Raw genomic sequence first — 24,851 nt, forward strand, 5'->3', positions numbered from 1 at the left:
TCTTTGATTTAATTATATGATTTTTTTAAACCAAAAAAATCAGCCCTAGGACTGATTTAGAAAAATGAGTTTGCCTCGGCACAGACCGCAACCAAATTTCTGTGTATTGACACGGCGTTTGCGACGGTAGGTATGACCACAGGATTGGCACTGATAGAGGTAGTAGTTCTCCTCCTGACCTTGCATCTTTGGAGCGTACCTAAGGCCATCGACCTTGGCTAGTAAGTCCTTGAAATCTCTATCCGCATGCTTGTAGCCCTTCCCTTGAAAATAAAGGTGATAATGACAGAGTTCATGGCGGACAATTTTTCGAAAGGTTTCAAGACCATGTTCCTCATAGAGTTTTGGGTTAAAATCTAAATGACCATCCTTGGGAAAGAACCGACCTCCAGTGGTTCGGAGACGCTTGTTCCACAAGGCTTGATGCTTAAATTCCCAACCAAAATCTTCTATAGAAACAGTCTTAACATAATCAGTTAGATTCACGTGGATTCACCAAGGAGAGATTGAGTTTTTCATGCTCTAAATCAACTTTTGATACCCACACGGTAACCAAATCCCCAACAGATACGACCTGACTTGGGTGGTTAACGAAGCTCTTACTCATCTCTGAGATGTGGATAAGTCCATCCTCGTGGACACCGATATCCACAAAGGCACCAAAGTCCACAACGTTACGGACCGTTCCTTCAAGTTTTTGTCCTACTGACAAGTCTTTGAGTTCAAGAACATCTTGACGAAGCACTGGTGCTTCAAAATCGTCACGGAGGTCACGACCTGGTTTCAAAAGGTCAGCAATGATATCTTTGAGGGTTTCCTGTCCAAGTCCCAATCCTTCCGCTGTTTCTTTAAGATTAAGAGCCTTCAATTTTGCCTTGGCAGAGTCGTCCAAGTCTGTGATAGCCAACTGCTTGAAGAGGGCTTTTACCGCTGGGTAAGACTCTGGGTGGACCCCTGTATTATCCAAGATATTCTTGGCATTTGGAATACGAAGGAAACCGGCGGCTTGTTCGAAGGCCTTGGCACCAAGACGTGGGACTTTTTTGATTTCCGCACGTGATGCAATCTCACCATTCTCCTCACGGTAGGCGACGATATTTTCAGAGATGGTCTTGTTGAGTCCTGACACGTGTGACAAGAGGGTACTACTTGCCGTATTGACATTAACACCGACCTGGTTAACCACGGTATCGACGACGAAATCAAGATTTTCAGAGAGTTTCTTCTGACTAACATCATGCTGGTATTGGCCTACTCCGATTGATTTAGGGTCAATCTTAACCAACTCAGCTAATGGGTCTTGAAGACGACGGGCGATAGAAATGGCAGAGCGTTTTTCGACCGTTAAGTCTGGGAACTCATGACGGGCCAACTCTGATGCAGAGTAGACAGAGGCACCACTTTCATTGACAATGACATATGAAGTCTCTGGAAAATCCTTGAGAACTTCTGCCACAAAAGCTTCACTTTCACGACTGGCTGTTCCATTACCGATAGCGATAATCTCAATGGCATGTTTCTTAATGAGGTCAGCCAAGTCTTTCTTAGCTTGGGCAATCTTAGCCTGACTGGCTGGAGCCACTGGATAGATAACTTGCGTTGTGATGAGCTTACCAGTTTGGTCGACGACAGCCAACTTAGCCCCTGTACGAAAGGCTGGGTCAAAACCGAGTACCATCTTACCTTTAAGTGGCGATACTAGAAGAAGACTGCGAAGATTTTGAGAGAAAAGTTGAATAGCACCATCTTCTGCTGCTTCAGTCAACTCGCTACGGATACGACGCTCCATGGCTGGAATGATTTTCTTCTTGAGAGATTGGTTGATAACTTCCTCGATATAGTCATTTTTTTGTTTGAAACGAGCACTGTAAAAACGGTGCATTTTCTCAAGATTGTGCTTAAAGGCCACCTTAATAACACCTAGTTTCTCCCCACGGTTAAGGGCTAACGTACGGTAACCTTGAAGTTTAGACACCTTGTCTTCAAAATCATAGTAGATTTTGAAGGTTTCTTTTTCATCCAGAGATTGATCCTTGAGGGTTGAAGTGATGTCACTGTTGTTCCAGATTTCGTTGTAGGTCCAAGAGCGCAAGCTATTGTCCTCAGAAAAGGCCTCAACCAAAATATCCACAGCACCTGCGAGAGCCTTGTCAGCTGTCGGAAAGGCTTCAGATGTCAGCTTTTCAGCTTCAGCCTTGAGGTTAGGACTATTTTGCAAGATAAGACGAGCCAAGGGGAAAAGACCTGCTTCACGGGCAACCGTCGCCTTGGTGCGGCGTTTTTCCTTATAAGGAAGGTAGAGTTCTTCCACGTCTGCCAACTTTTCAGCGGCTTCAATAGCTGCCTTGAGTTGATCGGTCAATTTGCCCTGAGCCTCAATCTTGGCAAGAACTGTTTCCTTACGGTCTTGAAGAGCAGTCAAGGACTTGTCCATATCAATGATGGCCTTGATTTGCGTTTCATCCAGATTGCCTGTTTTTTCCTTACGGTAACGGGCGATAAAGGGGATGGTATTGCCTTCTGCGGTCAATTCCAAAACAGTTTCAACTTGTTGTTTTTTTAGGCCCAATTCCTGAGCCAATGTCTCTAAATTACGATTTTCCATAAGTTCTATTATACCACGAGAGGAGATTTGCTTGGGCAGAAAACCTTGTAGCTGAAGCGAGAATTTTTAAGCAAGAGGTAGTATAATAGAAAAGTAAACCTATTGTTAGGGGCTATTTCTAACAGAAATAACGCCCTTAGTATCTTATGTAAACTCGGAGGCTTTTTATGGCAGTTATTCAGAAAAAAACAAATGAACTTGAAAGCATGATGGCATCTTTTGCGGCTATCCCTGATTTTGAAAAGGCGGGAACTGATCCTAAGAAGGATAAACGTCTTCAAGAAGATAAGAAGAAATAATTTTTATGGCTATTTTTCATCAACTACCAGATAGCGTTCTGCAGCTTCTGGCAGTTTTTCTATCGATTATTATCGAAGCCCTGCCCTTTGTTTTACTGGGAAGTATCCTATCTGGCTTTATTGAGGTCTTTGTGACTCCTGAAAAGGTCCAAAACTTCCTCCCTAAAAACAAGGTCCTGGCTATTCTCTTTGGAACTCTTATTGGTTTTATTTTCCCTTCTTGTGAGTGTGGGATTGTTCCAATTATCACGCGCTTTTTAGAGAAAAAAGTGCCTAGCTACACGGCTATTCCTTTCATGGCAACTGCTCCTATCATTAATCCAGTCGTTCTCTTTGCGACCTATACGGCCTTTGGGAACTCTTGGTACTACGTGCTTTTACGTTTCGTCGGGGCTTTCTTGATTGCCATGATTTTGGGAATCTTGCTGGGCTTTGTGGTGGATGACCAGATTCTCAAGGACAACCGTAAGGTTAGTCATGTGCACGACTATAGTGGTTTGTCAGCTGGTAAGAAAACCTTTCAAGCTCTGGTTCATGCGGTTGACGAGTTCTTTGACACTGGGCGTTACTTGATTTTCGGGAGCTTGGTGGCCGCAAGTATGCAGACCTACCTACCGACCCGTATCCTCACGACCATCGGTCATAATTCAGTGACAGCCATCCTGATCATGATGCTCTTGGCTTTCATCCTCTCGCTCTGTTCAGAGGCGGATGCCTTTATCGGAGCTTCACTACTCTCTAGTTTCGGAGTAGCACCAACGGTTGCCTTTCTCATCATTGGTCCTATGGTTGATATCAAGAACTTGATTATGATGAAACACCAGTTTAAAACACGCTTTGTTGGTCTCTTCGTAGGAACTGCTAGTCTGGCGACAATCATTTACTGTCTGGTATTGGGGGTGATTTAATGTTACGTTTTCTCATCTTATCTGGGTACTTTGAGCTGGTCATGTACTTGCAAGTTTCTGGCAAGCTCAACCAGTACATTAACATCCACTACTCCTACTTGGCCTACATTTCCATGGTGCTTTCCTTTATTCTTGCTGTGGTTCAACTCATCGTTTGGATGAAGCAGATGAAGGTTCACTCGCATTTGTCAGGTCGAGTAGCCAAGGTAGCCAGCATCGTTCTCTTGGCCTTTCCAGTCCTCACGGGGCTCTTGGTGCCAACAGTGACCTTGGATGCCAATACCGTGTCAGCTAAGGGTTATCATTTTCCACTGGCGGCAGGGAGTGATTCTAATCAGGCCGACCAAGAGGGAACGACTATTCAGTACTTGAAGCCAGACACCAGCTCCTACTTCACCTCCTCAGCTTATGAGAAGGAAATGACCAGAGAGCTCGCCAAGTACAAGGGACGTGAGACCATCCAGATTACCACGGAAAATTACATGGAAGTCATGGAGCTCATCTACCTCTATCCTAACGATTTCGTAGGCAAGAAGGTCACCTATACCGGATTTGTTTACAATGACCCACAAACCAAGGGTTATCAGTTCATCTTCCGTTTTGGGATTATCCACTGTATCGCCGATTCAGGTGTTTACGGACTGGCGACGACAGGAAGTGACCAAACCTTTAAGGACAATACGTGGGTAAAAGTCACTGGTACCATCACTGTGGATTACTATCAAAATCTCAAACAGAGCCTTCCTATCCTTAATTTGACTGAGGTCAAAGAGGTCGGACAGCCTGACAACCCTTATGTATATCGTGTATTTTAAAAAGCCAAGTTCAGTTGAACTGGCTTTTTTAGTTGAATTAATCAAACTGTACAGTCACTTAAATCTTAAAGTACAAAAAAGGGGTTGTGCTTTCCGTCCAAAACTGCCCAGTTGTACAGTTACTTAAATCTTGAGAGTACAAAAACAGCGTGTTGATCCGTTAGCTTTAAAATCAAGTTGTACAGTTACTTAAATCTTGAGAGTACAAAAACACATCATCAATTCTGTATCAGCATTAATGCGTTGTACAGTTACTTAAATCTTGAGAGTACAAAAACCAACGGTGCTGTCTGTGAACTTGTTTTCTGTTGTACAGTTACTTAAATCTTGAGAGTACAAAAACCCATTCGAATCTACTGGAATATCCCATGAAGTTGTACAGTTACTTAAATCTTGAGAGTACAAAAACACATCATCAATTCTGTATCAGCATTAATGCGTTGTACAGTTACTTAAATCTTGAGAGTACAAAAACCAACGGTGCTGTCTGTGAACTTGTTTTCTGTTGTACAGTTACTTAAATCTTGAGAGTACAAAAACCCATTCGAATCTACTGGAATATCCCATGAAGTTGTACAGTTACTTAAATCTTGAGAGTACAAAAACAGTACACATTAGAACTCATTTCTAGTGATGGTTGTACAGTTACTTAAATCTTGAGAGTACAAAAACTGTACTTCTTGCCGTCTACGTCAACACCAGGTTGTACAGTTACTTAAATCTTGAGAGTACAAAAACTGTACCCATTTTATCAAAAAAGTGAGGTAAGTTGTACAGTTACTTAAATCTTGAGAGTACAAAAACTGTGTGAGAAATCGCTAGGTATTTGTTCGTGTTGTACAGTTACTTAAATCTTGAGAGTACAAAAACCAGCCTTGTAAGCATTCGTGTACTCGTTTAGTTGTACAGTTACTTAAATCTTGAGAGTACAAAAACTGTGTGAGAAATCGCTAGGTATTTGTTCGTGTTGTACAGTTACTTAAATCTTGAGAGTACAAAAACGGTAGAGTTCTTTCAATAATCGACTATATTGTTGTACAGTTACTTAAATCTTGAGAGTACAAAAACGTGCCGCTTGTGGGTCTGTGAATTTAGTCGGTTGTACAGTTACTTAAATCTTGAGAGTACAAAAACACCAGAGGGTACGGATGTTTCGAAGAATGGGTTGTACAGTTACTTAAATCTTGAGAGTACAAAAACGGCGTAGAGTCTAAGAAGAAAGAAAATGGAGTTGTACAGTTACTTAAATCTTGAGAGTACAAAAACCCTCAAATGAAATTTTGACGTTTTTATACCCACATAGTGATTATAGAATCAATAACTGTCCTTGTCAATTCTTACTTTCTAAATATCTATGCAATAGCTCCTCATCAGGAGTTTGTGAATATCTTATACGGTAATTAAATTGAAACAGCTGATTTAGGATATTCAAAATTACAGAATCAACAAGTGTGAGACTAGGTTGTCTCAGCATTTTTGTCAATAAATAAGGCGTCACATTCTCTAAGGATTTCCTAAAACCCTCTCTCGGTGGGAAATTATTACTTGGATAATGTTTCTTTACCCTGTCATACATAAACTCAATATCGTACAAATGCTCCACTTGGTCAGATAAAATATTGACGAACCTACTATTTTCTTCATCAATCTTTAAATAGCCTTGATTACTTGGAAATAAAATTAAGTTTAGATTTGGATACTTTTTGACTAGCTGACCAATTTGCTTATAAAAACTATCATAAGATTCCTCTGAAATAAAACTATCAATATTTTTTAGCACAATGAGATATTTCTCTGTTGTTTGTGACAGAAGACGGTCTAACATTTCTAAAAAGAGGGATAGTTTATCAGTATTAGAAACCCATTCAAAAGATAAATTCTTGTTCTCAATGGCAAAAAATGGGCTAAAATTTTTTGAAAGTAGTTGATCTAGTGTAAGAGAACGATTCTCTAAATGGTATTCCACCTTACCACTGTTTAAGTTGATATGCTGGTTCATTGCCCCTTCTATAAGCTCTACTTGTTCATTAATTTTCTCCAAATGGGCTACAATATCAACTTGATTGACAATTTTACCAAGGTAACCATGAGCAAGAGTCCCTTTCTTATATTCCATCTGCTCAAGTAAATCCTTAAAACTTGAAATCTCGATATAGTGATAGCTACTTCGCTTCACTATTTCTCCAGACTCATCAAGTATAGTAGGTTCCTCATAATCAAAAATACTTAAGTCATCACTTGAGTATTTTTTTCCACCAAAATACCAGCTCAAAATCTGCCAAATATAATATTTGAGTTCTTTATTCTGACCAACAATTTGTGTGATTGCACCAATATTCAATTCAATACGTTCCTTGTAAGGATGTTGTACAAAAAATTTCATATAACCACCAACTTATTATCACTGACGATTTCTTCTTGCTTAGTTTTGCCACCTATGATTAATGTCATTTCTGAAAACTGCTTTTCAGTAACCGCCAAAAGTCTCACATTTCCAGCAGGTAGATTACTCATCTTTAACTTCTTATAAAATTTATTTGCAAAACTTCTATTAGGACAAGTGCGATAATAGACCGAAAATTGTAACATTTCAAACCCATTTGAAATTAATTCTTTACGAAAATTTCGATAGATTCTTTTTTCATCCTTGGATTCCATTGGCAAATCAAAAAAACATAATAACCTCAACGCTTCATACCTCATCTTATTTTCTCCACTCTAAACTTGATACCACTGGGCAGTGAAATTTACTACTATCTTTTTCCGAAATATATTTGATAAAGCCTTTGACATATTTGTCCATAGCAACTGTCACTGAACAAGTCTCTTTGCCATATTTGATTTTAGCATTGAGCAAATCTGTCAATCCTAACCTATACTCATACTTAAGGAATTCTTGATCTCGTAGATTATCATAAACCCAAACATCCACAATCTGTCTAAATGGCTCCATTAAGTCATCAACCAAATTAAACTGATTGTATTCATTTTTATGGAAGATACCTAACAAACCGTTTAAACCATAACCCGCCACTATTCTAGCCATCTGAGCCCTCATGATAGCATAGCCATAGTTTAAGCCAGCATTGATAACATCTGCTTCTTGCTGGGTTACTCTGACAAATTGTTTACCAAAGAGTTCATTAAAGTAGACCTTAGCAGCATGACCCTCTCTATTGGTTCTATCACCGGGTTCTATCTGCTCTTTATAGTCTGAAAGTAGTCTAATGTTATCCAAACTTTTTTCAAACATGGCTAGGACATCCTCTTGGTTATTAATTTTATAGTATGTCACAATCTGCCATGCCTTGTCCTTTTGTTTCTGAGACCAGTCCATCTGTTCTTTCAAGCGCTTGTAAGCTCTAAAATGCCCATTTTGTGAATGATAGATCCCTGTTGGTAAATGTTCGTTATCACAAACAACTAAGGCAATATTATATTTACTTAAGGCACTTAACAGACGAAGGGTAACAACTGTATCCCCACCTTCTGCAACAATTATCGAAATATCACTAAGTGGCACCGTAAACTCTTGTCCCATCTTTTGCACTAACAAGTTATCAAGCTTTAAGCGCATCTTCTCACTCTGACTGACATGTACAACTCTCCAAGTCATTTTTTCTCCTTTTTAAATAACGAAAACACCCTGCCATAAAATGACAGGGTGTTGATTTCGGCATGAAGCCTTATCTTTGTAGCTTCTGCAAGATTTAAGTAACTGTGTAAGGCGTCCCTTACACGATAATTATAGTATATGATAACTATAATTGCAACACTTTTTAACAATTAATATTAAAAATCTAGCTTAGGCTTATCACCCTCATTTTTGATGATATGCTGATTTCCTAGGACATCTGTTCTTACTTTATAAATTGATAGATTTTCTATCTGCATATTCTTTTGCAATTGATTAGAAGAAGGTGGGACCTTTCCTAATACCTCAAGTTCTTCTCCCTTCTCGAATCTTGCTTTTTCATAAGGTTTTAATTCTATTTTATGCTTTTCAAAACTTTTTGGATTATCCTTCCCAGTACGAGACCAAAATCTAAAGATTTGTTGACGATTTGTTTCAGTATCCTTAATTAAAATTAAATCATTCTTATACAGTGTAAACTTAAATTCTGAATTCTTACCAATTCCTTCTTTCTCTCTTATTTTATTATACTTAACTTTTGAAATACCGTAAGAACCTCCTTTTTCGAAACACAAATCTGCATACTTTAATCCTAAGAATTCATATTTTCTTGTTTCTGTATTGTAGTATACATCTGTTCTCCAAGGATTCAAAGATAGTAAAGCTACAGGATTTTTACTTTCTGAGGGAGTTATATCAACAAATCTTCCTAGGAGATTATCGTAGTATTTAAGACTCTTGATTTCAGGACCATTGCCTTTTCGACTATACTTGCGAATAGGTCCATTTTCAATTCTATATTTTTCAAAAGGATTAAAATCAACCTCTTTTCCATTTTTGTCCTTTTCTTTAAATGGTCGATATTGTTCCAATATCTTCTCTATTACTTCATCCCAAGTTTTTCTATCCTTCTGATACATTAAGAATTGGGATTTATCCTTTTTGTATAAATCTAAAAACTTATAAAATCCCGTTTTAGAAGGAGTTTTTGTCCCTAAAGCATAGATATCTTTTATTTTCCCCAAAGTATAAGTGTATTCTTTTTTCTCTTTATCTAATTTCGCTTTTCTTGTTGCGTAAATTGTTGCATCAGAAATCTTTCGATTAAACTTAGAATCCACTTGATATGAGAACAAGATACTGTCTTCAAAATCTTTACTCTTCAATGTATCAACAAAATGTTGATAAGGGGCTTTAAATACAGATTCCTTGTACTCATCGTCACTAATAAGTTCACCTGTTTCAATATCAAGTAGTTGGTCTTCTGAATAACTTACAAGAGTATTCTTTTGTTTTTTCCACAAATTCAACTGACTTGAAGCAGCAATAATCAGTGCATCTACGGCATGGTGATGATAGGTATCACGAATCTTATCGATTCCCCAATGGCGTCTCAATTGAGATGTGAATTGCCCGCGAACCACGGAAACTTTTGTATCAATCTTGCGAGTTCTAAAGTGTTCTTGAAGGGCATTGAGGACAACTCTTGAAGCGTATCTTGTATCTACAAGATTTCGTTCAATAAATTTCTTTCGAACATCAAATTTTGAAATATCCTCTTCCGTAAGAAGGTATTCTTTTTTCTTGTTTGAAAGTGTTTTCGACTCACGGACAAAGGCTTTTAGTTCACGGAAAGACCATGCATCATCCATACTATCTAATGCCTGGTAAGGTGTTCGTTGTCCTTTTTCTTGGTTAGCAGTTGCATAAACCAAAACCTTATTAGCAAGGCTATCATCAAAGGTAATAGAGAGAGGTAAAATATGATCTATTTCAAATTGATTGGGATTATTAATCAAATCATGGATTGAAATTGTTTTACCAGTATAAAGGCAACGTTCTCCTTGCTGATGCCAGAGACGGATTTTGGTTGCTAATTGCTTATGACCATGGAAAACACTATGTGGTAATTCAGCCTTTCCATTATATTGGTTGGCAGCCTTAAGCATGGCTGCATCCTTTTCATCTTTATTAGCTTTTTGAATCTTTTGAATAGCCTTCTTTTCGTCATCTTCATTTGTTTCACGAGCCATTTCGATGACAATATTGTCAAAGTCGCTATATTCTTTGATTGCCGCATTTACGATTTTTATAGCTTGGCGAACAGACTTAGCAACAACAGGATTGTAGATTTCTTCAGTTAGTCGTTTCTCATCTATATATTTTGTTTTATTTGAAGACGAAGTCGTTTTTTGTTTTCCTAGTCGTGTCAAAATAGTCATTTGTTCTTCTGACGTCGCATATAATTCTGGGATTAATTCCATCATCAACTTGACAGAAAAATTATGCCAACCTTTTCCAAAAATGGAACTATTTGCTTTGCGAAATTGAACCAATTCGTCAACTTGTTTCTGACTGAAGGTACCATCAGCAAACTCATGCTCTAACGCTTCTTGGATACCTTCCTTCTCCGTATTTAATGTTAAAACATAGGCTAACTTATCAAGCTTTTCTCTCTCCATTTGCTCAATATCAATGGTTTCAAGCGTCTTCATTTTTCGATAGGCTTCGAAAGTATGAATTTCAGCCTTATCTGATTTATCGATACGGTATCCTTTGATATCCGCAACATCGCAAGAAAGTAGTTTAGCGATATACTTAAAGAGTTTCGCTGGACCCATCGCCTTTTCATTTTTGACATAGGTAATGATTTTATTCTTCTGTTCTTCGCTTAACTTCTTGGTTTCTGTTGGAACGGTTAGATTGTTCAAATCATTTAGCAAATTGAATTCTTGAGCCGTGTAGGAAGCTTTTGCTGCTCTATACTCTTCCGGATAAAATGTACATTTCCCAATTAGGATTCCAAAAATATTGTCTAAAGTTAGGTACTCATCTTCAGAATCTTTCTTAGTAGTATACCTTCCATAATCAGTCCGTGACTTCTCATTTCCTGGTCCGTGATAATATTTACGTTTTCCAGTTAGAATTTGGAGATAACTATTAATAAATTCATCGGTAATCTGTGGATTAAATTCTTGTTGGGTTTGCAGTATTCTCAGTGCTTCTGCTCGATAAGCTGATGTTGGAAAGACATTAATTAAGCGATGTTTTTTTCCATCCTCCTCAATAGTAAAATCACCACGTAATTGACCATATTTTTGATAGCGTTCCAATTGAATCTGGCCTGGTGTTTTTGTCTCTAATTGTTTGCTGTTCTCTTTGACAATTTGTGCATAGTCTCCTACTGATGAATTTCCGTCATCACTGGCATCATCAAGATAACTAATCCCACGATGTTTCACCATATTTTTAAGAGCGATAAACAATTCTTCATTAGACAATTCATCGGTCAAGCCCTTAACTCGCAATTGATATGGGTTAAGATTTATTGAAACCTGTGTAAAATCAGTGATTAATCCACTTTCCTCAAATAGATGATTTAAACGAACTCTACGATGTTTTTTACGTCGTGTCAATCGTCTTCCTTGACGATTTGTTCTACGTTCTACATTATTCTCCGCTTGAGCTGCTGGGAAAATGCGTGAGTTCTTATGGATAATTTCTCCCGTCACTTTATTAAGGATACCTACGCCAACAGAACCTATACCGATATCAAGTCCTAAAACTAAGTCGCTCATTTAAGAATCTCCTTATGCTTTTTTCTAATATTTTACAATAATATCTGAAAATTTACAACAAAATTTGTAAACGCTGTCTTTGTTTATATTTTAAAAAGCCAAGTTCAGTTGAACTGGCTTTTTCTTCTTGTATTAAAAACATTTGTCTAGGCTTCTTTTGCTAGTGCCGCTGCTTTTTCAAGGGCTTGATCGGTCGACTCGCAGATATGGTCTGCTCCTATAGTCTGGATAAATCCTGATTTTTCAAGTACTCGGTAGGGTTGAGCATTAACGTGAGAAAGAAGCAAGGTCATGCCACGTTTTTGGCAGATTGCCAGGGTTTCTTCAAGGGCATCTAGGCCTGAGATATCCATGGCTGGAACATTTCGCATGCGTAGGATGAGAACATTCTTAGTTTCATCATTGATTACATTCAAGAAGTTATTGGCTGCACCAAAGAAGAGGGCTCCAAAAACTTCATAGACGACAGTGTTTTTTGGGACTTGCTTCAAGTCGCTATCTTCAGACAAAACTGGATCGTCCAGATTTTCCTTGTCCACCCACTGACGGATTTGAGCCACGTCGGACATGCGCTTGAGGAAGAGGAAGGCTGCTAGGACCATACCAAATTCGATGGCAACCACTAGGTCAAAGAAAACGGTTAAGACAAAGGTTACTAGCAAGACTGCCACATCACTTTTAGGGGCACGTTTGATCATACGACCAACTGTACGCCAACCACTCATGTTATAACCGACAATCATAAGGATTGAGGCCAGACAGGTCATGGGAATCAATGAGGCGTAAGGCATGAGGAAGAGTAAAATCAGAAGTAGGGTGAAGGCATGAACCATACCCGCTACTGGTGTTCGTCCGCCATTTTTGACGTTGGCTGCAGTACGGGCAATAGCTCCCGTTGCCGGAATCCCACCAAAGAGGGCTGACATGATATTCCCGACACCTTGACCGACCAATTCTGCATTAGAGCGGTGATTACCACCAATCATGCCATCTGACACCACGCAAGAAAGGAGCGATTCAATAGCTGCTAGTATGGCAATGGTGAAGGCTGGCGAAATCATTTGACGAATCAAAGAAAATGATAGGTCAGGAACCGTAAAACTTGGGAGTCCCGCCTTGATGGTGTAAAGGTCACCAATGGTTTTGACTGGGAGATGACCAAAGGCCACGATGGCTGTGGTCACAAAGATAGCAACCAGAGAACCCGGAATTTTCTTAGAAAGGCGTGGCCAAAAGATTTGAATGAGCAGGGCCAAAATACCAATAGCTAGGGTCGCCCAACTAATACTTGAAAGATGCTTTCCATAGGCAATCATCTTTTCTAGAAACTCAGCTGGCACGGACTTCATCTCAAGGCCTAGAAAATCCTTAATCTGTCCAGCCACAATCCCAACGGCAATCCCCAAGGTAAAGCCAAGTGTGATGGTTTTGGGAATGAATTTAATCAGGTCACCGAAACGCAGGAGCCCCATGATAATAAGCATGAGTCCCGCCATGAGTGTGGCAACAGTCAGACCCGCCATGCCATACTGGGCGATGATGCCATAGATGATGACAACGAAGGCTGCGGTAGGTCCACCAATCTGAACCCGACTACCTCCTAAAAAGGAAATAAAAAAGCCTGCAACCACTGCTGTGTAAAGACCTTGTTCGGGATTAACACCAGAGGCAATCGCTAGGGCAATCGACAAGGGCAGGGCAATGATAGCCACGATAACTCCTGCAACCAGGTCCTTGATGAACTGTCCCTTGGAATAATCCTTGATGGTGGTGAAAAATTTGGGTGTGATATATTTTAAAGCGTCCATTTTTTCCTCCTAACTATTATCCTAAAACTCTTTGACTTAACTCTTTTTTCAATGAGTGTCAGACGCTTATCATTTTTACAGTCTTATGATAGCACAGGAAATCCCCATTTTCTAGGGGATTGGGAGATGTAAACGTATTATTTCAAGAATTTTTTAACTTTCTTAGTTTAGAAGTGAAGGTATCAAAAAACAAGTCCAGACTATGGACTTGTTTTAACTTATCATGGCTTGATAGATTTCTCTTGAATTACCAACTGGTTGGCAAGGAAATCGGAATGTTAAGCTTGACCTTCATCTTGCTGTTGGTCACGGTAGCCTGCTCAATTTCGTAGCCGATTTCAGGAAGCTTGAGCTGAATCTGATTGTTAACCATGCGAACACCACTGCTTGACTGGGCAATACTCTTCTTGAGGTAAGGCAGAACCAGTGATTTAGGTACAGGGAGACGACCCAGGTGGGCACCTGCCAAGTCTAATAGGATGACTTCCTTGTTTGTGCTGACCGTGAAATCAAGGCTGAATGTTGATTCGATAGGTCCAAGAGACACTGGTAGCTTAGCTGTAAGATAAGAATCATTCAACTCTACAGTACTGTTTAGCAAGGTCTCGTCATTAGAATCAGCCATGCTTGCTTTTAGGATTTGACGAAACTGGTTGCTATCAAGATTAATCTCGGTTGAAACCCCACCTGATGAGAGGGACGCTCCACCAATACCAGCCTGGGCTAGATCGGCAAGAGATGTTTGTGTAGATACATTTTTTAATTGGTCCTGACTGTCAATTTTGTCCGGAATGAGTAGAGCCGCCACTGCAAAAAATAGGACAATGACGAGGACAATGAGTCGTTTAAACCATTTCCACATAGGGATACCTCATTTCAATTTTTCACTTTTGACGTCTATTGTACTGTAATCAAGGGAAAAAAGCGAGTAAGAACTGGAAATTCTCTCATATTTTCTTAATTCAAGAGGTAGGGTTCGAGAGCTTCATAGACTTTTAAGTAAGCATTGGCATAAAGGTGGACACCGTCATAGGTGTGCTCAGCCTTCTGCTCTTTCCTATCATTGACCAGCCCAGCATTACAATTAATAAAGTGGCAGCCATAGGTTTGGGCGATTTCCTCGAGTGCCTGATTACAACGGTCAAGATTTTCAGTTGTTCGCAGTTTCATCCACTGGATTGAAGCCTTGGTCTGCCAAGGTAAATGAAGATTGGCTGGGTAGAAAGCCATGAGGTAAATCTTGGTATGGGGCAAGACAGCTTGTGTTTGCTCAAGAATCTGCCTGATGTTTGCTGTCAGATGCTGGAACCATTGGTCTCCATAAGGCTCCTCGGTCATGTCATTGGTACCGATATTGATAAACACCTTGCTCGGTTGCAGATCCAAAAGTAGGGGATGGATATGCTGGAGAAATTCATCCGTATTTAGGCCACTGATACCTCGATTGTAGATGATGTCGTCGACACCTCTACTCCTAGCGATTTCACAAATTGGAAAAAGCTCCATGAGAGATGAACCTGTGAAGAGCGTCTCCCCCTTGATAGCAACCTCATTTAAGTACTGATAATTTTTAAGTTTGATTTCTTTTAATTCATCCATGATAACTTTTTTCTATATAACTTAATCTAAACGAGGGAGAAGGCAAAGAGAAGCCCTACAACCGTATTGGCCAAGGCGTGGATAAAGACACTTGGAAGAATAGAGCCACCTGCTTTTTTCTCATTGATAGCACCAAAAACGTAAGCGATGAGACTGATAAAGGCCATGATAGCCATAGCTTTTAGGTAACCAGTTAATTGGATAAACATAAGTGCATGGATGAGGCCAAATAAGAGAGACTGAACCAGATTGGCCCCCAGGAATCCTAGTTTTCCTTGTAGCCTTTTCAAAAGAAAACCTCTAAAGAAGATTTCTTCTGGCAAGGCAGTCCCTAAGATAGCGTATGCCAAGATGGCTGGAAGGGCTCCAATTCCCTTTCCAGAAAAAGCTGCTGTGGCCGTTTGGCTAGAGTCGAACCAACTAAAGACCACAATCGAAAAAAGAAGAAAAAGTAGACTAATCCCCAGAATGGTCAGTAGTAATCGCCTCTTCTGCTGACTTTCAACTTTCTTCAACCCAATCCAGTCAAAGAAACCCACCTTTTTCCTGCTCCAAATTAACCAAGTGATGAAAGGAATGACAGAGACTATGAGCAGTTCCATAATACCGTTCATCAGTTTAGATATAAATAGGGTCATGAGTTTGTCCTCCTCTTCTAGTCAAAAGACAGTTTTTACCTTTTGAAAGCGTATACCTCTACATTTTCATTATACTACATTTAGAGGAAGAGAAAACTCATTCTCACCAATCTTGCCAGGTTTCTTTGGCACGAATCACACGGCCTTGCTCATAGTCAATATGGTAAACACGCCAGCCACCAATCCAATCGTCAGCCAGCTGGTACTCAACACTTCCTTTAAGGTCGTTACCCTTGCCCAAGAGCTTCTCCACTTTTTCTCTCGTCATGTCCTCAAGCTGATACTGACGGTGAAAACTCCACATGAGTTTGTGTCGCATAGGAGCTGGTGTATGAGCCCAATTTTCAGGCGTAAATACTCGGTCACGAGGGACAATGATTGCAAAATGAACCAGACAAATGATTTCAATGATTAAGCAAAAGGCTTTTCGCCTTTTTCGTCTGGTTTCTGGGGTGAGGTGTGCCATAGGACTACCTGACTTTCTCTTGCTTCCAATGGTCATCCAAAATCACTGTGTGCTCTTTAGAAAAGCGAATAAGGATGTCTCTGGCAACTTGTTGGGATACACGCGCGACATTGGTCAAGTCTAGTCCTAGCTCAGGTGTGTCGTGTTCCAAACGATACTGGTCATCCTCGTATTCAACAAAGATAAAGCTCGTTGACTTTTTATCGCCATAGGTAAGATAGAGACTATCGTAGGATGCTGGGAGTTGCACCAAGGCATCCCAGATATCACTGTCACTTGGGTTCGTAATCGTTGCATAGTCTACCTGATTAGCTGTCGATATACGCATGACAAGGCCTTCTGCTGCTTTCTTTTTAGGTGCTAGCCACTTAAATAAATGCATCGTTTTCCTCCTTTAGATCATGATTCCTTTTTGCTTGAGATTGTCCAGACATTCCTGTAAATAGGCGGCATCATGCTCTGGGTAAATGATGTCTGGTAATGTCTCCGCTTCAAGCCTATCGTAGGCTCGCATCTGCTTGCCTCGATACTCCTTTTCTAGCCACTCGGAGCTGACACGATAGCCACGTTCCGTCATTTCTTGCATAATGAGTTCATGGTATTTAAACAGGCGATATGGAGAATAATCAAAAACATAGTTAACCGTAGCGTGTTTGCGTTGCCAACCCTTGCCACGAAGGGCACAACATTCTCGGTGTTGTCCTAATAGTTGCTGACGAGGTAGTTTTGCAATCAAGTCTTGATGCCACAGTCTCATTTTGAACCCCCATTAATTAAGGTTGACTCCTCCAGATAACGATTAGGATATGTGATTAGGAGCTCTTTGACGGATTCCACCAAACAATGCTGAGGAATTTGGCCTACTGCATAGCTATCCAGTTGGGCCATAAACTTTTCCTTTTCGCTGGCGGTTGCTTTCTTCTTAAAATATCCCCAGATATGTTGGAAGGCATTGACGACCTGACCGGGATTTTCAGGAAGGTTAAGTGCTTGATCAATGTAGGCTTGAACCTGATCCAAACTAACCTCTTCATTCTTGAGATAGTTACGGATTTCCAAGTAAATCTTGTTTGAATGGCTGAGCACCAGATACTTATTGGCTGCCCATAGTTGCTCGCACTGGCGACGTGGATTAGTAGTTGTCATTAGGAACCTTCCTTCTTGCTTTTTATCAGTATAGCATAGTTTAAATGGGGATAATAGATTATGCCTTTGAGAATCCGAAAGAGTGATTTCCAAGTATTTTCAGAAAAGGTTTTTGCTTGGTTTGTTTGTAAGCGTTTGCTATACTTAAGGTATCAAAGAAAGGAGACAAGCCTATGACATTGTCCAAAAAACTCACACTTTCTCTTGCCTCTATGGCAGTTCTTGGTCTTTTAGCAGCCTGCTCAAACCAGAAAGCTCAAACACCTGAAAGCTCTGCTAGCACCCAACAAAGTTCAAGTAAGGTTTCATCTTCACAAAGTTCTGAAGCCTCTAAACAAACTGAAGGGCTAGATGGCACCTATAAAGGGACTGACGAAAATGATCGCATTACTCTTACCATCTCTGGAAATACTGGAACTTGGGAGGAGGACGAGGCAGATGGCGAAAAGGAAAGCAAGCCTGTAACAGTTAACTCTGACAATCAAAGTCTAACGATCGGTGACGACACCAAATATTATAAACTCGACGGTAATCAACTGACTGTTGAAGATGATGACCATGATCCAAATGATACGGTTATCTTGACGAAATAAGATTAAAAACCTTAGCCAAACCGCTCTATGGAATTTAGCTAAGGTTTTTTATGTTATACTATAGGCAGAAAGAAAACGGATACAAAGAGGAGGTTGACGATGACTCAAAGAAGATTATGGGTGACGCTATTTGTTGTGTCGATTATTGTAACTCTTATTGGACTGGGATTTGCTGTCTATAACTATTATGTCTTTGATAAACCTTTCATGACGACTACTACAAAAGGCTTACTAGCAGCCTTTTTCCTGTGTGCGACAATGGTTGCCATTAGTCTATCCAAGTCAAATAAGAAGTAAAGATAAGAAAGAGGTATAAGTTTGCGGACTTATACCTCTTTTCATACAACATTACTTAATCTTGTGTTTATTCATTTTTTCTTCAAAGATACCTGTCATGATTTTACGTAGCTCTTGGCCTTCTTTTTCAGTCTTTAGATGATGAAGCCAAACGAGTCACCTCCTAAAAATGACACTATGTCATTATCTCAACAAATAGGAAAGAAAAGCTCCCACCGAAATTCAGTGAGAGGTTAAAGTCTATTTCTATGATTTTCTCATAGCCACTAGCCAAGAGGCTATCATGATTTCAAAAATAACCAGAAGGATAATCTGAGTGAGTGAACTCTGAACCAGCATGAGAACAGCCAGACTATCAATTAGCATATGGGCAAGGATACAAGGAACAGCTCCTTTCGAGTACTCTTTAAGAGCTCCCAAAAGAAAGCTATTACCTAAAATCATCAGGTAAAAGATGAGATAGTTGGACGAGCCTGCTGTAATCCAAGGGAGTTGATAGATAGGGATATGCCAGAGGAACCAAACAATGGAAAGAACCATCATTTTAGTTATAAAGTGCTTACTAAAGTAAAGATGTTCTTGTAAAAACCAACGCCAACCGACTTCTTCCAGACCGCCATATAAAAAGGTCCAGGGGAAATATAGGAAGAAGGCCAAGAGGGAGTTCCCAGTAAAGCGAACATTCATGAGCAGGATTGAAATCCCATAATAAATGACTGGAATGAAGATAGCTAGGATCCAGGACAGGGGACTTTCTTTTTGAAGAAAGACCTTTTTGAAAAATTCCCCCAAGGATTTAACTTCCCTCAACACAAGAGAAAAGACAGCCGCCATAATCAGGGGAATACAGTTCATTAGGATAAACAGCAGTGAAGCCCCCATACTACTCCTATCTGGGAAAAACCAAAGGATAACTTGCCCAACTAGAAAGGTAGCAAGGAGGGCAGTCAGTGCATACCAGATAGCGACTGATTGTTTTGAAATAAATTTGCTCATTTTTCCTCCGTAAACAGGATAATAAATCAGATAGATCGCACCTTAATCCGCATCGACTCAAAGATGGTATTGTTCACGATCTTTATAAATCTTACTTAATCTTGTGTTTATTCATTTTTTCTTCAAAGATGCCTGTCATGATTTTTCGCAACTCTTGGCCTTCTTTTTCAGGAAGGTCCCCTTGGCGTTTGGCTACTGCGTAGAGTGCAGGATATTGCTTAGCCACACGCTCCACCGTCTTGGTCGTCGCATGGCCTCTGACAAAAAAAGGAATGCGTTTAATCCATTCTTGAGGTACGAGAGCGAGCAACTTCTTAGCCGCTTCCTTGTCAGAAATCTCAGCTGTACTCAAACCTTTTTCGATTTGCTTTTGTTCTTGTTTTGTAAAATCTTTTAATTCCATACCTTGCTCCTCTTTATCTTTGTATAGTAGATTTTACACCCTTGTATGAGAATATACAACTGATTAAGATGAATGAGGCAAGTCATAAAATACCATAAAAGATAGGCTCAATTTTTTCCAAAAATACCATACAAAAAAATCTGATGAATTTGCTCAACCTCTGTCTCTAAATTGTCACTGTTGTCTAACTGATTTCCCATACTATTAAGAGCATCCATGACATTTAAGATAAGCTCTGTCGATAGGTCTTCAGCAATAGCCCCCTCTTCTTTTCCTAGCTCAATATAAGCACGATAGATATCACGTTTTTTTGCAGTGATCGCTTTCGCTAAGAGAGTTGAAAAAGTAGGTTCTTTCACCATTTTATCTTGAAAATAGTCCGAGATTTGCCGACTCATTTTCTCCTGACATAGGGAAAAAGCCTGGTTTAATTTTGTTTTAAAATCTAGATTACTATTTAAAATGTCCTCAGCTTGCTGTGTGACTTCTTCAAACAAGTCATTAACACAGAGAGCTACCAAATTATCTTTGCCCCCGAAATAATTGTAGATAGAAACTGGTGATACTTCTGCTACCTCTGCAATAGATTTTATACTCGTTTCCTTAAAACCTTTTTCTTTAAATAATTGTAAGGCTGCTTGAATAATCGCTTGCTTCTTTTTCTCAGTCGTCTTTTGATATTGATTCATGTGAACACCTCTGTTACTACCAATTGTAGCATAAGTTTGAAATTAATGAGCATATATTTCATTTTTTCTTGCTATTCTTACTAGCTTTCTCTATAATAAAGTTTGAATTTTAATCATGTATATTTCAAATTTTATTTTCAAAAATGGGAGGGAACATGCTCATTCAATATCTTATAAAGCAATCTAGAAAACCGAGTGGTCTTGTCGGTCGATTGATTACCAACATCTGGTCGTCCTATTTCAAGGAACTCAGCCTTTGGGCAATCAAACAAACCACTATCCCCAACAATAGTCGGATTTTAGAAATCGGCTATGGCGGTGGCAGCACTATTAAGAACCTTCTTGAGTTAGATAAAAATCTTGACATTCATGGTATTGATATTTCCGAAGAGTCTTATCATACTGCTAGACGAATTCATTCAGATGCTATAGAAAACAGAAGTGTTAAGCTGAGGATTGGCAATGTAGCAAACCTTCCCTACCAAAATAATGATTTTGATTTGGTATTTGCCATCCAGACACATATTTTCTGGGAGGATTTAAAACAGAGTTTTCAGGAAATCTATAGAGTCATGTCCAATCCTTCCACTTTGATTATTGCTTCCGAGAAAGAAAAAATAAAATATCATATGACAGATTATGGAACAAGCCATGAATTGAAACAGTTGTTAGCAAGCATTGGCTTTTCAAAGATTGAAGAAAAGCAAAATTACAAATGGGTTGTGTATGTTGTCACTAAGAGTGATTAGGAAATTAAGCATAACAAAAAGTAGTGAAGTGATTCCATCGTCGGAACTTTCTTCACTACTTTTCTTATCTCTTTCCTACTCACCACTATCAGCAATTCAGAGTTGCCACTGCTCAATCAACCAATCCGAAAAAGCGTCATATCTTTCTTGGAGATGGTCATGATGTCCGTAGGGGTCAAATGCTGAATAAGTAGACACGCTCTGTTTTTTGATAAGTTCATGCACTTCTTTGGCATAACTAGGAGCTTTGGCCAGTCTATTCTTATGATTAGCCCCCTCGGTCAAACCGTTATGTAAATAGACTGAGCAAGACTTATTGATGGGCTGGTGGGCTTTGCAGTAAGCTACAAAATTTGGATACCAGAAGGATCCACAAATGGAGAAGAGCAAAGGCATCTTATCACTGCTATAAAGACTGGAAATAGCAGCCAAACCACCCAGCGAGTATCCTCCGTAAGCCATACGACTTTCATCCAGTCGAAACTCCTGTGTGATGCTTTTGAAAATATGCCCAAATAGATGGTCATGATAGCTGGCTAGCTTTCCGCCAAAATCAGAGCTTCCAGGTCTCAGAGCCTGAGCCTGCCAAGGCGTAAAATCATCCAAGCGACTCTGAGGTTCAAGTCCAACCAGGATAACAGAATCTTCCAACTTTCCCAGATAATCAAGCTGCCCATCGTTCAGAAAAACTACTGGATAAGCCTTCTTGGAATCATAGGACTCAGGAAGGGCAACTGTAACCTGAATGTCATGGCAGACAAAGTCTTTATTTATTAACAAAGTCATTAACCTTTTCAAGAGAATCAATCACAGATGGACCGTAATCCATAAGCTCATCATAAGAAATAGTCATGATTTTCTTGTTTTTAACGGCTGGAACATTTTCAAGAACAGCGTTCTTTTCCATCTTGTCTGTTGCTTCCTTGTCCATGGCCTTATTACGGTCACTGGTTACATAGATAATCAATTCTGGTTCCATTGACACGAGATTTTCCAGAGTCAAATCTGATGTTCCTGTCGCAACATTGGTATAACCAAGCTGATTGAGCATACTTTCTTGAAGGGCAGATTTGTAAGTTCCAAAGGTCTCATCGTTGTAAGCACACATGATAAGAGCCTTCTTCAAGTCTTTGTCAGAAGACTTGTTTTTCTTTTTAACAGCGTCGATACGCTTTTGAAGTTGTCCCGCATACTTGTCTGCCTTGTCTTGAACGTTGAAAATGTCACCAATATTTTTAACATCTTCGATGATATTATTCAAATCTTGTTTAGTTGTTGAAACAGAAGCTTTTTGCGTATAGACAGGAATGTCGTTGCTGTTCCATGTACTGATGGTTCCCATTGACTTGTCTGAGAACATCATGTTACGACCAATAAGAGCATCTGGTCCGTAAGCCAAGATGGCTTCTTGAGAAATTGTTTTCTTATCACCGATATGTGGGATTGAAGCAATGTCATCCTTATATTTATCGGTTACTTCATTGTCAGGGTTAAGCATACCGACAATTTTGTCTTTCAAACCAAGCTCAATCAAGATTTCAGTTGATGAAAGGTTGTTGGTGATAACCTTTTCTGGTGCCTTTTTGAAGACTTGATCTAGCTCAGTTCCTTTATCGTCATAAGTTTTGACAGTCAAAGGATACTGGGTTTCTGACTTGGTCTTTTTCACCGTTTCTTTTGCTGTTGATGACGATGATGTGCTGTTTTTATATGTAGAACTGCATGCTGTCAATGTGAGGACTGCTGCAGCGATTAATGCGATACGAAATGTTTTCTTGTTCATAAGGCCTTCCTTTCCTAGGCTTATAAATACTGAATCATTGCCTGCTGGTCATCCGTCCAGGTAATACGACTCTGAACATCATAAACCGCCTGCAAGGATTGTGGGGTTACGGCATCCCTTGGGACACCTTGGGCAACAATCTCACCCCCTTTCATTAAGTAGATATAATCTGAAAAACGACAGGCCAGTTGAATATCGTGGAGAACTGCGAGAACATTGATGCCGAGTTCCTTGACCAAGGCCAACATCTCCAACTGATACTTAATGTCCAAATGATTAGTAGGCTCATCCAATAAAAGTAGTTTGGGTTCCTGAGCCAAGGCACGCGCTAGGATGACTCTTTGTTTTTCGCCACCTGATAAGGACGAATAATAGCGTGTCTTCTTTTCAGACATGCCAACCTTGTCTAGGGCATCCTGAACGAGGACGTGATCCCGCTCTGATTCTTTTTGCAAAAAGGAAAGGTGGGGCGTTCGGCCAAGCATGACAATTTCTTCCACCGTACAATCAAATTGAAGGGTGTTAAACTGTGTCACAACGGCCATTTCTTTTGCAGTTTCCTTTAGGCTTACCTGGTCTAGGGATTTTCCATCAAGAAAAATCTGACCGCTATCTGGTTTCAACTGGCGGTAAATCGTTTTGAGCAAGGTTGATTTTCCACTCCCATTTGGTCCCAGTATGGTCTGGAATTGCCCACCTTCAACCTCAAGAGAGACACCGTTTAGGATTTTTTTCTCTCCAATCGAATAATGAATATCCTGACACTTTACATCCATAAGTCTAAACCACCTTCCTACGATTTCTAGTCACAATATAAATAAAGAAAGGTGCGCCAACCAAGGCTGTAAAGATTCCGATAGGTAGCTCCGCATTTTTGACGAGGATTCTAGCTAAAACGTCTGCCCAAACCACAAACAAGGAACCTAAGAGAGTTGCCACTGGGAAAAGCTTACGATAGTTAGTCCCGACTAAACTTCTAGCAATATGAGGGGTAATCAAGCCGACAAAGCCAATAATCCCACAGCTAGCAACTAAGATGGCCGTTATGACCGCAACAATGGCAATGTAAAGATACCAGTAGAGTCTAAGTGGAATCCCTAAAGTCAAAGCTGCTTCATCTCCCATCATCATGGCATTGAAGACACGATACTGAGTTGAGAAAAAGAGAAAGGCCAAACCAACCACTACTGCTGGAAGCATCACATCTGACCAAGATGTTCCTGTCAATGAACCCATGGTCCAAAACTTAATGGTCATGACACTGTCTGCTGTCGCTCCAATAGAGATTATAAAATTGGCAAAGGCAATAAAGAGGGCATTGACAACCGTTCCAGATAAAATCAGGCCAGATGTGGTCACTCTCCCCTGCATAGAGGCAATGATTAGGACAAGAATCGTCGCTAGGATAGCCCCCACAAAGGCACCCAAGCCTACCACAGCCTTAAGGCCTAAAATGATGGCCAAGGTTGCTCCAAAAGTTGCCCCTGCCGAGATTCCCAGGATATAGGGTTCGGCAATCGGATTATTGACGGTTGACTGCATGACACTCCCAGACATGGAAAGACCTGCACCAACTATTAACCCTAGGAGAACCCTAGGAACTCGCATATTCCAGATAATAGCTTCAAGTGGCTTGGCTATGCTATGACTGGCAATCGGAAGCCCCAATTTACTGAAGATGACACCATAGGTATCACCTATATCTATAGTGACCGCCCCTAAAGACACTGCTACAAAAACTGACGCTACTAGTAAAACTAGAAGCAAACAGAGCAGGCTTAGGTAGCGGGAAAAAACAAGGTGTTTTGTTTTTTTAAAAGGCATTAGCACCTCCTTTCCACCTGT

General features: G+C 39.9%; 27 protein-coding genes and 1 CRISPR repeat array. Of the genes, 6 read left to right on the plus strand and 21 right to left on the minus strand.

Going from position 1 to position 24,851, the window contains the following annotated elements; all coding sequences use genetic code 11:
- Nucleotides 1–45: 45 nt before the first annotated feature.
- Together V471_RS09395 and V471_RS09400 are read right to left on the minus strand one after the other, a co-directional pair.
- Nucleotides 46–486: a SprT family protein gene (locus tag V471_RS09395; protein WP_084871435.1), complete on the minus strand. Its 441-nt coding sequence runs from the start codon at nt 484–486 to the stop codon at nt 46–48.
- Complete coding sequence (locus tag V471_RS09400) at nt 473–2,605, minus strand: Tex family protein (RefSeq protein WP_084871436.1); 2,133 nt, start codon at nt 2,603–2,605, stop codon at nt 473–475. Before V471_RS09400 ends, V471_RS09395 begins: the two co-directional genes overlap by 14 nt.
- A 167-nt stretch (nt 2,606–2,772) precedes the next feature.
- Between V471_RS09400 and V471_RS11340 the strand changes: the two genes are divergently transcribed.
- Genes V471_RS11340 through V471_RS09410 form a run of 3 tightly spaced genes read left to right on the plus strand, consistent with a single transcriptional unit; the run spans nt 2,773 to nt 4,627 of the window.
- Nucleotides 2,773–2,904, plus strand: a complete 132-nt coding sequence (locus tag V471_RS11340; RefSeq protein ID WP_002885949.1) for an SPJ_0845 family protein — start codon at nt 2,773–2,775, stop codon at nt 2,902–2,904.
- A gap of 5 nt (nt 2,905–2,909) precedes the next feature.
- Complete coding sequence (locus V471_RS09405; protein WP_049528653.1) at nt 2,910–3,812, plus strand: permease; 903 nt, start codon at nt 2,910–2,912, stop codon at nt 3,810–3,812.
- Nucleotides 3,812–4,627 carry a TIGR03943 family putative permease subunit gene (locus tag V471_RS09410; protein WP_084871437.1) on the plus strand — a complete coding sequence of 272 codons (816 nt, stop codon included), beginning with the start codon at nt 3,812–3,814 and terminating at the stop codon, nt 4,625–4,627. Before V471_RS09405 ends, V471_RS09410 begins: the two co-directional genes overlap by 1 nt.
- Before the next feature lie 110 nt (nt 4,628–4,737).
- A CRISPR array of direct repeats spans nt 4,738–5,893; the repeat unit is 36 nt; unit sequence GTTGTACAGTTACTTAAATCTTGAGAGTACAAAAAC.
- A gap of 64 nt (nt 5,894–5,957) precedes the next feature.
- Here the strand turns inward: V471_RS09410 and csn2-St are convergent.
- From csn2-St to V471_RS09470, 12 genes are all read right to left on the minus strand, one after another.
- Nucleotides 5,958–7,010: a CRISPR-associated protein Csn2-St gene (gene csn2-St, locus V471_RS09415; protein WP_049528648.1), complete on the minus strand. Its 1,053-nt coding sequence runs from the start codon at nt 7,008–7,010 to the stop codon at nt 5,958–5,960.
- Complete coding sequence (gene cas2, locus V471_RS09420; protein WP_002946754.1) at nt 7,007–7,330, minus strand: CRISPR-associated endonuclease Cas2; 324 nt, start codon at nt 7,328–7,330, stop codon at nt 7,007–7,009. Before cas2 ends, csn2-St begins: the two co-directional genes overlap by 4 nt.
- 1 nt (nt 7,331) lies before the next feature.
- Nucleotides 7,332–8,243 carry a type II CRISPR-associated endonuclease Cas1 gene (gene cas1, locus V471_RS09425; protein WP_049528643.1) on the minus strand — a complete coding sequence of 304 codons (912 nt, stop codon included), beginning with the start codon at nt 8,241–8,243 and terminating at the stop codon, nt 7,332–7,334.
- A gap of 176 nt (nt 8,244–8,419) precedes the next feature.
- On the minus strand, nt 8,420–11,839 hold the full coding sequence (cas9, locus tag V471_RS09430; protein ID WP_084871438.1) for a type II CRISPR RNA-guided endonuclease Cas9: 3,420 nt from the start codon (nt 11,837–11,839) through the stop codon (nt 8,420–8,422).
- A 146-nt stretch (nt 11,840–11,985) separates the two neighbouring features.
- Complete coding sequence (locus V471_RS09435; RefSeq protein ID WP_084871439.1) at nt 11,986–13,647, minus strand: SulP family inorganic anion transporter; 1,662 nt, start codon at nt 13,645–13,647, stop codon at nt 11,986–11,988.
- A gap of 247 nt (nt 13,648–13,894) precedes the next feature.
- Complete coding sequence (locus V471_RS09440) at nt 13,895–14,509, minus strand: hypothetical protein (RefSeq protein ID WP_061652218.1); 615 nt, start codon at nt 14,507–14,509, stop codon at nt 13,895–13,897.
- 95 nt (nt 14,510–14,604) lie between these two features.
- Nucleotides 14,605–15,246, minus strand: coding sequence for a GDSL-type esterase/lipase family protein (locus V471_RS09445; protein WP_013990847.1), 642 nt, complete (start codon nt 15,244–15,246; stop codon nt 14,605–14,607).
- A gap of 26 nt (nt 15,247–15,272) precedes the next feature.
- A complete protein-coding gene (locus tag V471_RS09450) occupies nt 15,273–15,884 on the minus strand; it encodes a CPBP family intramembrane glutamic endopeptidase (RefSeq protein ID WP_084871440.1) in 612 nt (203 codons plus the stop codon).
- 103 nt (nt 15,885–15,987) lie between these two features.
- Nucleotides 15,988–16,350, minus strand: a complete 363-nt coding sequence (locus V471_RS09455) for a hypothetical protein (RefSeq protein WP_084871514.1) — start codon at nt 16,348–16,350, stop codon at nt 15,988–15,990.
- Nucleotides 16,351–16,354: 4 nt separating this feature from the next.
- Entirely contained in the window at nt 16,355–16,732 is a 378-nt protein-coding gene (locus V471_RS09460; RefSeq protein ID WP_070847082.1) for a hypothetical protein, read from the minus strand.
- Nucleotides 16,733–16,744: 12 nt separating this feature from the next.
- Nucleotides 16,745–17,107, minus strand: a complete 363-nt coding sequence (locus V471_RS09465) for a TIGR02328 family protein (RefSeq protein ID WP_084871441.1) — start codon at nt 17,105–17,107, stop codon at nt 16,745–16,747.
- Nucleotides 17,104–17,496 (minus strand): YbgA family protein, encoded by a 393-nt coding sequence (locus V471_RS09470; RefSeq protein WP_064523350.1) that lies wholly within the window; start codon nt 17,494–17,496, stop codon nt 17,104–17,106. The genes V471_RS09465 and V471_RS09470 overlap by 4 nt, the downstream gene beginning before the upstream one ends.
- Before the next feature lie 173 nt (nt 17,497–17,669).
- Here V471_RS09470 and V471_RS09475 point away from each other — a divergent pair, with 173 nt between their 5' ends.
- The gene (locus V471_RS09475) at nt 17,670–18,089 is read left to right on the plus strand and encodes an SP_0198 family lipoprotein (protein WP_084871442.1); all 420 of its coding nucleotides are present in this window, start codon (nt 17,670–17,672) and stop codon (nt 18,087–18,089) included.
- Between the two features lie 99 nt (nt 18,090–18,188).
- Nucleotides 18,189–18,386: a hypothetical protein gene (locus V471_RS09480; RefSeq protein WP_002886034.1), complete on the plus strand. Its 198-nt coding sequence runs from the start codon at nt 18,189–18,191 to the stop codon at nt 18,384–18,386.
- Nucleotides 18,387–18,632: 246 nt separating this feature from the next.
- On the opposite strand, the gene V471_RS09485 is transcribed toward V471_RS09480, so the two are convergent.
- The 3 genes from V471_RS09485 to V471_RS09495 form a co-directional block, all read right to left on the minus strand.
- A complete protein-coding gene (locus tag V471_RS09485) occupies nt 18,633–19,382 on the minus strand; it encodes a CPBP family intramembrane glutamic endopeptidase (RefSeq protein WP_045768928.1) in 750 nt (249 codons plus the stop codon).
- Between the two features lie 91 nt (nt 19,383–19,473).
- Nucleotides 19,474–19,785, minus strand: a complete 312-nt coding sequence (locus tag V471_RS09490; RefSeq protein ID WP_084871443.1) for a hypothetical protein — start codon at nt 19,783–19,785, stop codon at nt 19,474–19,476.
- Between the two features lie 107 nt (nt 19,786–19,892).
- The gene (locus V471_RS09495) at nt 19,893–20,474 is read right to left on the minus strand and encodes a TetR/AcrR family transcriptional regulator (protein ID WP_037603931.1); all 582 of its coding nucleotides are present in this window, start codon (nt 20,472–20,474) and stop codon (nt 19,893–19,895) included.
- Between the two features lie 155 nt (nt 20,475–20,629).
- On the opposite strand from V471_RS09495, the gene V471_RS09500 reads away from it, so the two are divergent.
- Entirely contained in the window at nt 20,630–21,223 is a 594-nt protein-coding gene (locus V471_RS09500) for a class I SAM-dependent methyltransferase (RefSeq protein ID WP_045768929.1), read from the plus strand.
- Nucleotides 21,224–21,319: 96 nt separating this feature from the next.
- On the opposite strand, the gene V471_RS09505 is transcribed toward V471_RS09500, so the two are convergent.
- The 4 genes from V471_RS09505 to V471_RS09520 are packed head-to-tail and all read right to left on the minus strand — an operon-like array spanning nt 21,320 to nt 24,830.
- A complete protein-coding gene (locus tag V471_RS09505) occupies nt 21,320–22,009 on the minus strand; it encodes an alpha/beta hydrolase-fold protein (RefSeq protein ID WP_045768930.1) in 690 nt (229 codons plus the stop codon).
- Nucleotides 21,990–23,006 (minus strand): ABC transporter substrate-binding protein, encoded by a 1,017-nt coding sequence (locus V471_RS09510; RefSeq protein WP_045771843.1) that lies wholly within the window; start codon nt 23,004–23,006, stop codon nt 21,990–21,992. The genes V471_RS09505 and V471_RS09510 overlap by 20 nt, the downstream gene beginning before the upstream one ends.
- 20 nt (nt 23,007–23,026) lie before the next feature.
- Complete coding sequence (locus tag V471_RS09515) at nt 23,027–23,782, minus strand: ABC transporter ATP-binding protein (RefSeq protein ID WP_045771844.1); 756 nt, start codon at nt 23,780–23,782, stop codon at nt 23,027–23,029.
- Nucleotides 23,783–23,786: 4 nt separating this feature from the next.
- Nucleotides 23,787–24,830: a FecCD family ABC transporter permease gene (locus V471_RS09520; protein ID WP_045771845.1), complete on the minus strand. Its 1,044-nt coding sequence runs from the start codon at nt 24,828–24,830 to the stop codon at nt 23,787–23,789.
- Between the last annotated feature and the right edge of the window lie 21 nt (nt 24,831–24,851).

This window comes from Streptococcus salivarius, assembly GCF_002094975.1.
Taxonomy (GTDB): domain Bacteria; phylum Bacillota; class Bacilli; order Lactobacillales; family Streptococcaceae; genus Streptococcus; species Streptococcus salivarius_D.

Coding starts and splice junctions, on each gene's coding strand:
- V471_RS09400 (WP_084871436.1), bottom strand. CDS start 2,605: ATGGAAAATCGTAATTTAGAGACATTGGCTCAGGAATTGGGCCTAAAA.
- V471_RS11340 (WP_002885949.1), top strand. CDS start 2,773: ATGGCAGTTATTCAGAAAAAAACAAATGAACTTGAAAGCATGATGGCA.
- V471_RS09405 (WP_049528653.1), top strand. CDS start 2,910: ATGGCTATTTTTCATCAACTACCAGATAGCGTTCTGCAGCTTCTGGCA.
- V471_RS09410 (WP_084871437.1), top strand. CDS start 3,812: ATGTTACGTTTTCTCATCTTATCTGGGTACTTTGAGCTGGTCATGTAC.
- csn2-St (WP_049528648.1), bottom strand. CDS start 7,010: ATGAAATTTTTTGTACAACATCCTTACAAGGAACGTATTGAATTGAAT.
- cas2 (WP_002946754.1), bottom strand. CDS start 7,330: ATGAGGTATGAAGCGTTGAGGTTATTATGTTTTTTTGATTTGCCAATG.
- cas1 (WP_049528643.1), bottom strand. CDS start 8,243: ATGACTTGGAGAGTTGTACATGTCAGTCAGAGTGAGAAGATGCGCTTA.
- cas9 (WP_084871438.1), bottom strand. CDS start 11,839: ATGAGCGACTTAGTTTTAGGACTTGATATCGGTATAGGTTCTGTTGGC.
- V471_RS09435 (WP_084871439.1), bottom strand. CDS start 13,647: ATGGACGCTTTAAAATATATCACACCCAAATTTTTCACCACCATCAAG.
- V471_RS09440 (WP_061652218.1), bottom strand. CDS start 14,509: ATGTGGAAATGGTTTAAACGACTCATTGTCCTCGTCATTGTCCTATTT.
- V471_RS09445 (WP_013990847.1), bottom strand. CDS start 15,246: ATGGATGAATTAAAAGAAATCAAACTTAAAAATTATCAGTACTTAAAT.
- V471_RS09450 (WP_084871440.1), bottom strand. CDS start 15,884: ATGACCCTATTTATATCTAAACTGATGAACGGTATTATGGAACTGCTC.
- V471_RS09455 (WP_084871514.1), bottom strand. CDS start 16,350: ATGGCACACCTCACCCCAGAAACCAGACGAAAAAGGCGAAAAGCCTTT.
- V471_RS09460 (WP_070847082.1), bottom strand. CDS start 16,732: ATGCATTTATTTAAGTGGCTAGCACCTAAAAAGAAAGCAGCAGAAGGC.
- V471_RS09465 (WP_084871441.1), bottom strand. CDS start 17,107: ATGAGACTGTGGCATCAAGACTTGATTGCAAAACTACCTCGTCAGCAA.
- V471_RS09470 (WP_064523350.1), bottom strand. CDS start 17,496: ATGACAACTACTAATCCACGTCGCCAGTGCGAGCAACTATGGGCAGCC.
- V471_RS09475 (WP_084871442.1), top strand. CDS start 17,670: ATGACATTGTCCAAAAAACTCACACTTTCTCTTGCCTCTATGGCAGTT.
- V471_RS09480 (WP_002886034.1), top strand. CDS start 18,189: ATGACTCAAAGAAGATTATGGGTGACGCTATTTGTTGTGTCGATTATT.
- V471_RS09485 (WP_045768928.1), bottom strand. CDS start 19,382: ATGAGCAAATTTATTTCAAAACAATCAGTCGCTATCTGGTATGCACTG.
- V471_RS09490 (WP_084871443.1), bottom strand. CDS start 19,785: ATGGAATTAAAAGATTTTACAAAACAAGAACAAAAGCAAATCGAAAAA.
- V471_RS09495 (WP_037603931.1), bottom strand. CDS start 20,474: ATGAATCAATATCAAAAGACGACTGAGAAAAAGAAGCAAGCGATTATT.
- V471_RS09500 (WP_045768929.1), top strand. CDS start 20,630: ATGCTCATTCAATATCTTATAAAGCAATCTAGAAAACCGAGTGGTCTT.
- V471_RS09505 (WP_045768930.1), bottom strand. CDS start 22,009: ATGACTTTGTTAATAAATAAAGACTTTGTCTGCCATGACATTCAGGTT.
- V471_RS09510 (WP_045771843.1), bottom strand. CDS start 23,006: ATGAACAAGAAAACATTTCGTATCGCATTAATCGCTGCAGCAGTCCTC.
- V471_RS09515 (WP_045771844.1), bottom strand. CDS start 23,782: ATGGATGTAAAGTGTCAGGATATTCATTATTCGATTGGAGAGAAAAAA.
- V471_RS09520 (WP_045771845.1), bottom strand. CDS start 24,830: ATGCCTTTTAAAAAAACAAAACACCTTGTTTTTTCCCGCTACCTAAGC.